The following is a 12,801-nucleotide window of genomic DNA, read 5'->3' as shown; positions in this document are numbered from 1 at the left end:
CCCGGACGGCACTTTTAGACCATCGTATAATCTTGCTTTGCGCCAGGAGCTTTCTATGCGTCTTATCCAAACCGCGCTCACGTTCGACGACGTGTTGTTGGTGCCCGCCCACTCTTCTGTACTCCCCCGAGATACATCTTTGGTCACGCGTTTGACTCGAAATATCTCCCTCAATATTCCCCTAGTGTCTGCCGCCATGGATACCGTGACGGAAGCTCGTCTTGCCATCGCGATGGCCCAGGAGGGCGGTATTGGCATCATCCACAAGAACTTAAGCGCTGTTGAGCAGGCCCGCGAGGTCGCCCGAGTCAAGCGCCATGAGTTTGGTATCGTGACTGACCCAATTACCGTCACTCCTTTTATGAAAGTGCGTGATGCCATTGCCTTGCAACGGCAGCATGGGATTTCAGGTTTGCCGGTCGTTGAAGGCGGCAAACTGGTTGGCATCGTCACCAACCGCGACTTGCGGTTTGAAGACAGACTTGATGAGCCGCTGCGCAACATTATGACCCCGCAAGAGCGTTTGATCACCATGAAAGAAGGTGCAACGCTCAACGAAGCTCAAACACTGATGCACAAGCACAGGCTTGAGCGAGTGTTGATTGTGAATGATGCGTTCCAGTTGTGCGGTTTGGCAACTGTGAAGGATATTGTTAAAAATACTGAACACCCCATGGCGTGTAAAGATAGCCACGGCCAGTTGCGCGTTGGCGCGGCGGTCGGGGTGGGTGAGGGTACAGAAGATCGTGTCGAAAAACTGGTTGCGGCTGGCGTTGATGTCATTGTCGTTGATACCGCTCACGGTCACTCGCAAGGTGTCCTGGATCGGGTCAAATGGGTTAAGCAGACCTTCCCCAAAATCGAGGTGATTGGCGGCAACATCGCTACCGCCGCTGCAGCTCGTGCCCTTGCTGAGGTCGGCGCTGATGCGGTCAAGGTCGGTATCGGCCCAGGCTCAATTTGCACCACGCGTGTGGTCGCTGGTGTGGGTGTGCCGCAGATTACTGCCATTTCTGATGTGGCCCGTGCCCTTGAAGGCACAGGCATTCCGCTGATTGCTGATGGTGGCGTGCGCTTCTCCGGTGATATTTCCAAGGCACTGGTTGCAGGTGCTTCAACAGTCATGATGGGCGGAATGTTCGCAGGTACTGACGAGGCGCCAGGCGAAGTCGAGCTTTATCAAGGTCGCTCATACAAATCATATCGTGGCATGGGCAGCTTGGCTGCGATGGCAGAAGGCTCGGCTGATCGTTACTTTCAAGACCCAGCCAATAATGCTGACAAAATGGTGCCTGAGGGTATTGAAGGTCGCGTGCCTTACAAAGGCAGCGTGCTAGCCATCATTTATCAATTGGTAGGCGGTATTCGCTCATCGATGGGCTACTGCGGCTGCGCGACGATCGAGCAGATGCGTACGAAACCAGAGTTCGTTCAGATCACTTCGGCGGGTTTCCGCGAATCGCATGTCCATGATGTGCAGATTACTAAAGAAGCCCCTAACTATCGTGCTGACTAATTCATCGCCAATGTCTCATCAACGCATCCTCATTCTTGATTATGGTTCACAAGTTACCCAGTTGATCGCACGTCGTGTGCGCGAGGCTGGCGTTTATTGCGAACTTCACCCAGGCGACGTCACTGACGAGTTTCTCAAGCAACAGCTGTCACTCGGCCTCAAAGGTATCATCCTTTCAGGTAGTCATGCATCTGCTTACGATGCTGATTCATTGAAAGTTCCAGGTCTGGTGTTTGAGTTGGGTGTGCCTGTACTGGGTATTTGCTATGGCATGCAGTCGATGGCGCAGCAGCTCGGCGGCGAGGTTAGTTACTCTGATCATCGTGAGTTTGGCTATGCAGAGGTCAGGGCGCGCGGTCATACTCGCTTATTGAAGGATATTTTCGATTTCACGACGCCCGAAGGCCATGGCATCCTCAAGGTATGGATGAGTCACGGTGACAGCGTTAGTCAGTTGCCACCCGGTTTCAAACTGATGGCGTCGACCGAGTCATGTCCCATTGCAGGGATGGCCGATGAAGATCGCGGTTTCTACGCAGTGCAGTTTCATCCCGAGGTCACGCACACGGTTCAAGGTCAAGCGATCTTGAATCGTTTTGTTCATGACATCTGCGGATGCGTCGGTGACTGGACGATGCCTAGTTACGTTGACGAGGCTATCGAAAAAATCCGTCAACAAGTCGGCGATGATGAAGTGATCCTAGGCTTGTCCGGGGGCGTTGATTCATCCGTTGCTGCAGCCTTGATCCATCGTGCAATTGGCGATCGTTTGACCTGTGTGTTTGTCGATCATGGTTTGTTACGCTTAAACGAAGGCGCACAAGTGATGGAGACCTTCGCTCAAAATATGGGTGTCAAGATCATTCATGTCGATGCCACTGAGCAGTTCATGGGCAAGTTAGCAGGGGTGGCCGACCCAGAAGCCAAGCGCAAGATCATAGGCAAAGAGTTTGTAGAAGTGTTTCAAGTTGAAGCCGCCAAACTCAGTAAAGCTAAATGGCTCGCACAAGGCACGATTTATCCGGATGTGATTGAGTCTGCCGGCGCTAAGACCGGCAAGGCCGTGGCGATCAAATCTCATCACAATGTGGGTGGTTTGCCAGATACCTTGAACTTGAAACTGCTTGAACCGTTGCGCGAATTATTCAAAGACGAGGTTCGTAAATTAGGTGTCGCCTTGGGCTTGCCCCCGGGTATGGTGTATCGCCATCCTTTCCCCGGCCCTGGTCTTGGTGTGCGCATTTTGGGGGCTGTTAATAAAGAGTTTGCTGATCTATTGCGTCGTGCGGATGATGTTTTTATCCAAGAACTGCGCAACATGATTGACCCAGACACGCAGAAGAGCTGGTATGACTTGACCTCACAGGCGTTTGCGGTCTTTTTGCCTGTCAAGTCGGTAGGGGTGATGGGTGATGGGCGCACTTACGATTACGTTGTGGCCTTGCGCGCAGTGCAGACCTCTGACTTCATGACAGCCGACTGGGCTCCATTGCCTTATCCGTTGTTGGCGAAGGTTAGCTCGCGGATTATTAACGAGGTGCGAGGGATCAATCGGGTCGTATATGACGTGTCGTCGAAGCCACCGGCCACGATAGAGTGGGAGTGACTTTTTGAACCTAAGTCGTTGATTTATATAGGTTTTCTACTTACACAAAAGTTTCACAAAAATTATAAGTCGTTGATTTTTAAGAGGGGCGAAGTTATAGTTACACGTAATGCTACACAAAGTTGTAGCTACTCAAAATCGTAGTAACTCACAGCCCCATATGCCACTCAAAAAACACTCATTTAACGACGACGAAGAGCCCATATTCGACGAAGCTGTAATCTACAGGCGGGGCGAATATTGGCAGATGCGTATGTGGCTTGTTAAGGAGCATAAGTATGCTCGCTTTAGTCTAAAGACAAGAAATAAAAGCACAGCAATTGACAAAGCCAAGCTTCATTATCACGAGCTTAAGGCTGGCGAATTGGCAGGTAAAAAGTACTTTTCTCAAACAACAAAGATAGGAGTTGAGAATTACAGGGGACGATTACCATTTAATTCTCCTTTGTTGTTAAGTCTAGCAATAAGATTGTTGCCTACATCAATGCCTTTTTTCTCAATATGTTTATATGTAAATTTTGAAATGAAAAATGTCAATACCAATACCGTTGGATACATAAGAAACAGCTGTATTTCAGGTGTTTGAACAAAGTTATTAATGGTTTTATAAAAGAAAAAATGAACAACATCCAATATGAAAAAATGTATTAGGTACATTGAAAACGATACCTTACCTACTTCAATCAGAATCTTCGATATGCTCCCTGTAAATTCATTAACCGTAGACAATTTTATTGTTATTAGAGCAAATGCCATTGCCAGAAGAGCTGGATAAATTAACCCTGTAAATGGAGTTCTCGTGTATGACTGAGAATTTAGTAAGAAACAACTTACTATGATTAACGGTATTGCTAAAGGCGTGATTCTTTTTTTATAAGCTGAAAACTTATTGTTACAGTAAATGTATTGGTAGCAGATAATGCCTATCAGAAATACACTTATTTGATTTAATATGAAAGCATTGAGAAAATCGTATTCAACTGCGAATTTTTTGATGTATCCTTTTTCAATAAATATTGGTTGTACGTCGTATATAAAGAAGTTCTTAATTAGTAAACACAACAATAAAACTGATACAGAAAATATTATAAATTTTTTACTTTTATATTTTGATTGTATAAAAAATAAAATTGGGAAGATAGCGTAAAATGACATTTCAGCGGCAATACTCCAGCCACCTGGGACTACAAAATTAAAGTTTTTTGGGTCAAATCCGTGTACAAAGAATAACGTTTCAATGACTCCGTGTATGCTGTAATTGTTGGGAATACCTACTACTCCGAACTTGTAATATTCAACACAAACTCTCCATAAAAAGTAAAATGGTATTGCCAAATAAAATAATGGCGCAATTCTAAAAAATCTTCTTATATAAAAATTTATAGATGATTTTTCATTTCTTTGTGTGCTTGATAGGCATAGTGTAATTGCTGAAGCAACAAAGAAAAGCTGTACTCCTGTCTGTCCATAATTAAATATCCAAGCAACAATTGTATTCAAATCTTTTACGTGCTGACTGCTATGAACGGCAACAACGCCTAATATGGCTATTCCTCTTAATATATCAATGTAAGAGTATTTGTGTAGCCTTGTAGGTTGGACTAATTCTTGCTGTGTGTGTGTCATAAGTCATTGTCAACTCGCTTTTAATGTTCAACTAAGGCACGTCAATTGCTACAGTGATAAATTTTATAGATATTTTATGCTGTGAGCTATGCCGTGTCACGTGTATGATGACAAATAATTGAGAACACACTGTTTTTTAGTGGGGTTAGCACTTGGCTGACGCAACCTGTGTAAGTTAAGCGCCACTTAAGCGTTGATATCAAATTGGAAAAGCACTAATTGCTAAACAGAGTACTTTCTATTCAAAGTTACACAAAAGTTACACGCTACTTTTTAGGTTGTGCTAAGTGATTGATTTAGTTGACTATTTTAGTCGTGTAACTATTGAGTGGGAGTAAGATTTAGATAGTAAGTTATTGATTTATAACGATATTTAACTTACAAAAAAGTTCCACAACCCAAAATAAGTGCTTGTTTTCTAGATCAAGGATATGCCACCATCCATTACTAACGTGTGCCCAGTAATGAGTCCAGACGCAGCCGATGAAAGGAAGACGATTGCATGGGCAATGTCCTCAGTACTGCCGATACGCTGAAGCGGGATAGTCGGTAATTTTTTCTCTAAATAGACCGAGTTAACGAATAAATCCGACGTCATGTTTGACGGTATCGCGGTTGGTGCAATTGCATTGACCCTGACGGCCGGTGCCCACTCGACAGCGAGCACTTTGGTCATGAAGGAGACTGCAGCTTTCTGTATGCCGTAGGGTGTGCCTTTGCCAGAAACTACCACTCCGTTGACGCTGCCGATATTGACGATTGACCCGCCCTTTTGTCTCATGGGGCTACCGAACACCTGACAGCTTCGGTAGACGCCATTTAGGTTCACATCGGTCAGTTTCATCCAGGTTTCTTCATCACACCCAGCAAAGTCGGTCCTGATTTGAATACCATGCGCGTTGATTAATACGTTGAGGCCAGGCCCTTGCGCTATTTCTTTCTGGATTTTTTCCAGCGACGCTCTGTCAGTTACGTCGGCTTGTCGGTGAACGATATTAGGGCTATCAGACGCAGGCACAGGCGATACATCAAGGCACCAAACTTTGGCCCCGAGCTTGGCAAATGCCTCTGCGGTTGCAGCGCCAAGCGTACCTCGTCCACCTGTGATTAAAACTTCTGCACCGTTTAAATCATGATAAGGGTGCACATAGTTATCATCTGGCATATGGCAGTTGGGATATGTTTTCATAAGTTCACCTAATAGAGCGATTAAATTGCAATGTCAGAAACCTTAAACCAGGCAGTACACGAAGAGCACTTAAGATCAATTGAAACCTTGATTGAGCATTATGCTAACGCTGAAAGTCTGCCGGCACAGGTGAGAGATCGTGCGCGCGAGATGCTGATCGACACCCTTGCTTGCATTTTTGAGGGGCGAGGGGCTGCTGAAGTTAGCGCGTTTGAGCGTTCTTTAGGTTCAAATGAAGCTGGTTCTTTTCGATTTCCTGGTGGTCCTTTGCTTTCTTCTTGGTCTGGTGCAAGTGTGTCAGCCATGGCATCCACCTGGAGCGAGGCTTGCGAAGGGTTGCCTTACGCGCATGGACGTCCTGGTCTGGCGATCGTGAGCGCCTTACTGGCGTTGGCAGTGGAACGCCAATCGACACTTGACGATGTTTTGCGCAGCTTAACGGTAGGCTACGAGGTGGGTGCGCGCTGTGGGGGATGGCTACGCATCAGACCAGGTATGCATGTTGATGGCAACTGGCCTGGCCTCGGGGTTGCAGTCGCAGTATCAAGTTTGTTACATCTGACAGCAGAACAAACCATCATTGCTCTCAATATTGCAGCCTGTCAGCTACCGGAGAGTCTTTATTTACCGATTAAAACCGGAACGAACGCAAGAAATACTTATCTTCCGCATAGTGCGCTGCTCGGCCTCATGTCTGCGTTCTCCGCCCAAGCTGGCCTGACTGCCCCGAGGCGAGCGCTGATTGAATATGCACAAATTCATTCCTGCGACAGCGGCTTACCAGTGCCCGCCTATGATCACTCGTTTATAGAAGACGCATATTTCAAACCGTTCGCTTCTGCTCGGCACGTGCATTATGGGGTTGAAGCAGCACTTAAGGTCAGACAAAAATTAAATGAATCGATTGGGGACATTAACAAAATTGTCCTGAAAATCTATCCAGAGGCAGCAACCTATGCTGGCAATCGTGATCCACAAGCGATGATCACAGGTCAATTCAGTTTGACATTGGGCGTTGCTAGCGCGCTTCGCTTTGGGCATATGAATCCTGAGATTTATACGCCTTCACTATTCTTTGATCACGAATTAAGAAAACTCGAGCAACTCGTTGAAATAGTGGTGGATAATCAACTTACCAATAGTTCTGTCAGAAGGGCCGAACTGTCGGTTGATACGAAGAGCGCAAAATATGTTGAGAAAATTGAATACTTGAAAGGGGATCCCGCTTCGCCACTGAGTCAACAAGAACTTGCTGATAAGTTCTTTCGGTACAGTCAACACAGGGTTGCCAGAATATCGGCGCAAAAATTCATTGATGAACTGTTAGCAAACAAGGCTGGTCTGAAATTTGCTGATCTGTGGAATCTATTATTTTAATTTCGGGTGCAACGCAGATGTCTAATTATTTGAAATTTATACCAGCATTCTTTCTTTCAATTTTTTGCTCCTACGGCCTGCACGCTAATGCTCAATCCACCAGCGCCCCTCCAAACTATCCAACTAAGGCGGTAAAGATTGTCGTCCCTTTCACGCCTGGTGGCGCAACTGATATTACCGCGCGGATCATCGCCGAAAAATTGCAGAATAAGTGGGGGCAGCCGGTTCTGGTTGAAAACAAGCCTGGCGCGGGGAGCAATATCGGCGCAGATTACGTCGCCAAGTCAGCACCTGACGGTTACACACTGGTTTTGGGCGTAACAGGCTCTCATGGAATCAACGTCAGCTTATATAAGAACCTACCTTACCATCCCATTCGAGATTTTGAGCCAATCACGCAAGCAACGATGTATCCAAATGTGATTTTTGCCAATCCATCTTTGCCCGCCAATAATTTGCAAGAATTGCTTGCTCTGGCAAGAAAGGAGGGGGGCAACATGCCGTTCGGGCATGATGGCACTGGCACAGCTTCGCATCTGACAATGGAGCTATTGCTTTACAAGGCAGGCGCCAAAATGCAAGCAATCCCTTACAAAGGTTCATCTCAAATTGTGTCGGATGTCTTGGGCAATCAGGTCAGTGTCGGTATTACAGGCATCACCAGTGTGCTTCCTGCGTATAAAGCCGGTAAAGTAAAAATCTTGGCACTGACGTCAGGTAACAGGTCAACCGCGGCGCCTGAACTGCCTACGATTGCCGAACAGGGTTTCGCAGGATTTTCAGCTCAGCCTTGGTCCGGGTTCTTCGCACCAAAGGGTACGCCCAAGCCCATTATCAATAAAATCGCCACTGACATCATTGAGGTGATGAGGATGCCCGATGTCATTCAAAAAATGAATGATCTCGGCACCCCACTGGTTGGCAGCCAGCCAGAGGATTTCGCAATCTTCCTGGCGAGCGAAATTGACAAATGGGCTGAGGCAGTCAAAGTATCCGGTGCCACGGCTGATTGACTATTGCATTTGTAGCTCTAAGCCGTTTCGGATTTCTCTTACACCTTGGACTGTCTTGGCCATTTCAACTGCATGAGCCGCTTCGATCCTGGATTGAACGGCTCCGAGGTTTGATCTGACTCTGCAAGTTGACCTTCACCGGTTATTCGTTTTTGTCGGCCTTCAAACTGAGATAGCCGATCGCGAGAAGCGAGACAATATGCCGTGAAGCGCTCGCTCGTCACCAATTAGTTGATCCACTTGGCGTATTGCTCAGGCGAGAAGCCAACCATTATTTGCTTCTCAGCGACCAACACCGGTCGTTTAATTAAGCTTGGATATTGCGCCATCAATTTTTTCGCTCTAGCTTCATCCAAATCCGCGCGCTCTTCCTCTGACAGCTTCTTCCAGGTCAGGCCCTTTTTGTTTAACAACGTTTCCCAACCCACAGCGTTACACCACGCCAAGATGTTCGCGCTGACGACTCCGGTCTTTTTGTAGTCGACAAAAGTGTATTCAACTTGGTGCTCATCGAGCCACGTGAATGCTTTTTTCATGGTGTCGCAGTTTTTAATACCGAAGATGGTGACGCTCATCGAAGCCCCTCGTTTGAATAATTCCAGTCTCAGCAATTTAACAGGCTTGCGCTAGGGCTTCGATCATCCTGTCTCGGGTAAAACGACTGTGGGATACACTTGCTGCAAGCAATTGACAGTCAGATTTCGCAACGCCATGAATCCAATCACACTCGAACACCTTGCTAATGGGATAACGCTTGTCAAAGTCGATAACGCCTTGGCAACAGCAATCATCAGTCTCTACGGTGGTCAGATCATCGAGTGGCACCCCAAAGCACAAGCCACGCCCGTGCTTTGGTTTAATCCCAAGGCTGTGTTCGAATCAGGCACGCCTATCCGTGCGGGTGTACCAATTTGTTGGCCGTGGTTTGGCCCTCATGCGACCGATCCAACTGCAAACAGCCACGGGTACGCACGTCTCTGTCAATGGACTCTGACCTCGGTTAGCGCTACTGATAACGGTGCGACAGAGTTGGTTCTGACGATGAGCGACGATACGTCGCGCCAAAGCGGCAAAGGCGTTCGTGCAACGCTGCAGCAAAGGATAACCATCGGCGATTCAATGGCGATTGATCTCACCACGACCAATACGGGTGACCAAGACATCATGTTTACCGAGGCGTTGCACGCCTACTTTAAGATCAGTGACATTGAGCAGATATCCATCACCGGACTCAGTGGCTGTGACTATTCCGACACCGCCGCAGGACGGCGCCGTGCCAAGCAGTCAGGTGAAATTACTTTTTCTGATAGGTTGGATCGGGTCTACTTAAACACCTCAAGCGAATGCATCGTGCGAGACCCAGGGTTAGAGCGGCGCATCAAGATCACTAAAACAGGTAGCCTGAGTACAGTTGTCTGGAACCCCTGGTTAGAAACTGCTACCAAAATTAAGGATCTTGGCGCCGAGCATTGGCGAGAGATGGTCTGTGTTGAAAGCGCAAACGCGCTGGATAATGCGGTTCAACTGAGTCCCGGTCAGCAACACGAGATTTCTGTAACCTATATCGTTGAGACTATCTAAGTCAATAAAAAAACGTACAGAAGAAACTATCCTTGGATTGGATGCTCATTAATATATTGGCGTAAAGCGCAATCGATTCGCGTTTGCCAGCCATCGCCAGATGCACGAAACTGCGACAGAATGTCGCGTGATAAACGAATGGTGATCCGCTCTTTAGTGATCGTAGCTTTGGGGCGTCCAATACGTATCAAAGGTTTAACTGTTTCCCACTCTTGATCACTAAGCGGCAAAGCGTCCGGATCAGACATTGCTGCAGCGGTTATTGCTGCATCCTCTGCTTCAGTAACGTGTACGTGTTCAGGTTTAAGTTTGGGCATAGCGTTTAACCTCTCGCGAGTTGGCCTTTCTGAGGCTGATAATCCTGCGCTCGTGAGTCCGATCAACGAACGCCACGAAACATAAGCGATTGCCGACATAGCCCAAGCCGGCGGTACGATCTTCCCCGTATTCGCGATATTGCTAACGCTTTTTATCGGATCGTAATTGATAGAGAATTGCTTTATTGTATGTACAATAAGTACTGGCAGTCAAGCTTTGTTTTAGAAGACATACGATCGTATTTTCAGAGCAGTAGATGAAAAAGGATCTTTTAGTCTAGCGACGTAGGCCAATCATTCATATTCGTAATATCCGAATATTTACGATTGAAAAAATCTAAGTCAGCAAAAAATTATCAGTCGTTGCCGTGATTTGCTGCGTGAGGGAAGCCGTTTCGTCTTTTAGCTGAACACCCGTCAACTGCCTTGTACGCGCTTCTGTTGCGAGATAATGCAACTTATGAACCGCTTCGCTGTATGACAGACCCGCGGTATGAATATTTGAAATACAGTTGCGGCTCTCGTCAGTCAGTCCCACCTTGGGTTGCCACGTGATGTAGAGCCCCATGCTGTCGGGCGAGCTTAAGCCCGGGCGCTCACCAATCATCACGACAACCAGTTTTACCCTCAGCCGTTCGCCAATTTCGTCACCAATCGCAACCCGCCCTTGTTGAACGACAGTGAAGGGGGCGATGTTCAAGCCGTCTTGTTTAAATCGCGGATAGGCTAATTGCAAAAAGGCGAGGGCGTTGTGCTCGATAGCCAGCGCCGACAGACCGTCGACCAGAACAAACGCCAGATCAAACTGTCTATGCTGATCTGCAGTCACCGACTCTGGGCAGTAACCAGCTAGCAATTTTCTGGAAGAGTCAGATAGTGTTCGGCCAAAGTCAGGTCGTTTTAAATAGGTGGTTCGATCTACTGCGGAACTTTGCAAGAGGATACATTCCTCCTGAGGCAAATCAAACGTATCGATAAGTGTGTCTTTTAACGATGCCGCATTGAGTTCATGATGCACTGCATCTCGCGCTTGCGCATGAGCTAACTGAAACGCCAATTGAGGGCTGGTCGGCATGCTCAGCCCTGATCGCCCCAGTGCAATGCGAGCGGAGGTGAATTGACGCAAGCCGCTCCACGGATTGCCGGTCACTAAATCTTTTGATTTGTCTTCTGCTGTCACATCAACCTGCGCAGTGCCTGAGCAAAATTACTGGGTAGCTCTCGGCCAAGGTTGACTGTTTCGCCTGCGGTGAATATCCCAATATTTTTGAGCCAAGCTTCAAATTCTGGTGCAGGCTTCAACCCGAGGGCTCTTCGTGCATAAAGTGCGTCGTGAAAAGACGTAGTCTGATAATTCAGCATGATGTCGTCAGAGCCCGGTACACCCATAATGAAATTGCATCCGGCAGTTCCCAGCAACGTCAGCAAGACATCCATGTCATCCTGGTCAGCCTCTGCGTGATTGGTATAACAAACATCGCAGCCCATGGGCAACCCCATTAACTTGCCGCAGAAGTGATCCTCGAGGCCTGCTCTGATTATTTGCTTGCCATCAAATAGATACTCTGGGCCGATGAAGCCGACAACTGTATTGATCAATAAAGGTTTGAATTTGCGCGCCACGGCATACGCTCGTGCCTCGCAGGTTTGTTGATCAACACCGTGATTGGCTCGAGCAGATAGCGCACTACCTTGACCAGTCTCGAAATACATGACGTTTTGACCTACCGTACCTCGACCCAAGGATAGGGCCGCCTCACGTGCTTCGTGCAGTAACTGTAGGTTGATCCCAAAACTTCGATTTGCGGCCTCAGTGCCAGCGATCGACTGAAACACCAGATCCACCGGTGCGCCTGCTTCGATTGCCATGATGGTGTTGGTGACATGCGTCAACACACACGACTGCGTCGGGATTTGATATTGAACAATGATGTCATTGAGCATATTGACGATTTTGATCACCTGCGGCACGTTGTCTGTTGCCGGGTTAATACCGATCACTGCATCACCCGCGCCGTACAGCAGGCCGTCGACAATGCTTGCTGCGATGCCTGTCATATCGTCGGTTGGATGGTTCGGCTGCAGTCGGGTAGCTAGTCGACCTTGCAAGCCAATAGTGTTTCTGAATTGACTGATGACGCGACATTTCTGGCTGACGGCGACTAAATCCTGAATCCGCATGATCTTGGATACGGCGGCTGCCATTTCCGGTGTGATCCCAGCTGCGATTTTTTGTAGCGTAGCGGTGTCTGCTGCATCACTCAACAACCAGTTTCGAAAGTCACCGACAGTCAGGTGCGAGATGATGCTAAATGCCTCAGTATCGTGCTCGTCAATGATAAGTCGGGTGATTTCGTCGTTTTCGTAGGGGATGACGCAATCATTTAAAAAGGTTGCGAGCGGCAAGTCAGCAAGTGCCATTTGAGCGGCGACTCGCTGTTGAGCGTTATCTGCTATGACGCCTGCCAAACTGTCCCCGGACCTAGCTGGCGAAGCTTTCGCCAGCAGATCTTTTAGGTCGTTAAAAAGATAGGTTCGCGCGCCGATAATGTGCTGATAAGCTTGTATCAAGTTGT

Annotated in this window: 11 protein-coding genes and 1 pseudogene; 5 read left to right on the top strand and 7 right to left on the bottom strand. The window is 47.7% G+C overall.

Annotated elements, in window-relative coordinates; translation table 11 throughout:
• Window positions 1–55 precede the first annotated feature (55 nt).
• Window positions 56–1,516: an IMP dehydrogenase gene (gene guaB / locus BCM14_RS02990; RefSeq protein ID WP_106226502.1), complete on the top strand. Its 1,461-nt coding sequence runs from the start codon at window positions 56–58 to the stop codon at window positions 1,514–1,516.
• A gap of 10 nt (window positions 1,517–1,526) precedes the next feature.
• Entirely contained in the window at window positions 1,527–3,122 is a 1,596-nt protein-coding gene (gene guaA / locus BCM14_RS02985; RefSeq protein WP_106226501.1) for a glutamine-hydrolyzing GMP synthase, read from the top strand.
• Between the two features lie 414 nt (window positions 3,123–3,536).
• Here guaA and BCM14_RS02975 read toward each other — a convergent pair whose 3' ends face one another.
• Window positions 3,537–4,748 (bottom strand): acyltransferase family protein, encoded by a 1,212-nt coding sequence (locus tag BCM14_RS02975; protein WP_106226500.1) that lies wholly within the window; start codon window positions 4,746–4,748, stop codon window positions 3,537–3,539.
• 418 nt (window positions 4,749–5,166) lie between these two features.
• Complete coding sequence (locus BCM14_RS02970) at window positions 5,167–5,937, bottom strand: SDR family NAD(P)-dependent oxidoreductase (protein WP_106226499.1); 771 nt, start codon at window positions 5,935–5,937, stop codon at window positions 5,167–5,169.
• Window positions 5,938–5,967: 30 nt separating this feature from the next.
• Here BCM14_RS02970 and BCM14_RS02965 point away from each other — a divergent pair, with 30 nt between their 5' ends.
• A complete protein-coding gene (locus BCM14_RS02965; RefSeq protein ID WP_106226498.1) occupies window positions 5,968–7,314 on the top strand; it encodes an MmgE/PrpD family protein in 1,347 nt (448 codons plus the stop codon).
• A 17-nt stretch (window positions 7,315–7,331) separates the two neighbouring features.
• Window positions 7,332–8,327 (top strand): Bug family tripartite tricarboxylate transporter substrate binding protein, encoded by a 996-nt coding sequence (locus BCM14_RS02960; RefSeq protein WP_106226497.1) that lies wholly within the window; start codon window positions 7,332–7,334, stop codon window positions 8,325–8,327.
• A 227-nt stretch (window positions 8,328–8,554) separates the two neighbouring features.
• On the opposite strand, the gene BCM14_RS02955 is transcribed toward BCM14_RS02960, so the two are convergent.
• Window positions 8,555–8,902, bottom strand: coding sequence for an ArsC family reductase (locus BCM14_RS02955; RefSeq protein WP_106226496.1), 348 nt, complete (start codon window positions 8,900–8,902; stop codon window positions 8,555–8,557).
• A gap of 136 nt (window positions 8,903–9,038) precedes the next feature.
• On the opposite strand from BCM14_RS02955, the gene BCM14_RS02950 reads away from it, so the two are divergent.
• On the top strand, window positions 9,039–9,908 hold the full coding sequence (locus tag BCM14_RS02950; protein ID WP_106226495.1) for a D-hexose-6-phosphate mutarotase: 870 nt from the start codon (window positions 9,039–9,041) through the stop codon (window positions 9,906–9,908).
• Window positions 9,909–9,934: 26 nt separating this feature from the next.
• On the opposite strand, the gene BCM14_RS02945 is transcribed toward BCM14_RS02950, so the two are convergent.
• The 4 genes and pseudogenes from BCM14_RS02945 to BCM14_RS02930 form a co-directional block, all read right to left on the bottom strand.
• Complete coding sequence (locus tag BCM14_RS02945; RefSeq protein WP_106226494.1) at window positions 9,935–10,225, bottom strand: BrnA antitoxin family protein; 291 nt, start codon at window positions 10,223–10,225, stop codon at window positions 9,935–9,937.
• A pseudogene (locus BCM14_RS02940) lies at window positions 10,212–10,346 on the bottom strand (BrnT family toxin); the annotation flags it as partial. The pseudogene BCM14_RS02940 and the gene BCM14_RS02945, both read right to left, overlap by 14 nt.
• 216 nt (window positions 10,347–10,562) lie before the next feature.
• On the bottom strand, window positions 10,563–11,405 hold the full coding sequence (gene eutC / locus BCM14_RS02935) for an ethanolamine ammonia-lyase subunit EutC (protein ID WP_106226492.1): 843 nt from the start codon (window positions 11,403–11,405) through the stop codon (window positions 10,563–10,565).
• The gene (locus tag BCM14_RS02930; protein ID WP_106227013.1) at window positions 11,402–12,793 is read right to left on the bottom strand and encodes an ethanolamine ammonia-lyase subunit EutB; all 1,392 of its coding nucleotides are present in this window, start codon (window positions 12,791–12,793) and stop codon (window positions 11,402–11,404) included. The genes eutC and BCM14_RS02930 overlap by 4 nt, the downstream gene beginning before the upstream one ends.
• Window positions 12,794–12,801 lie beyond the last annotated feature (8 nt).

The organism is Jezberella montanilacus (genome assembly GCF_003003055.1).
Lineage (GTDB): Bacteria > Pseudomonadota > Gammaproteobacteria > Burkholderiales > Burkholderiaceae_B > Zwartia > Zwartia montanilacus.
Note: the sequence above shows the minus strand (reverse complement) of the source record. Positions and strands in the feature narration are given on the sequence as shown.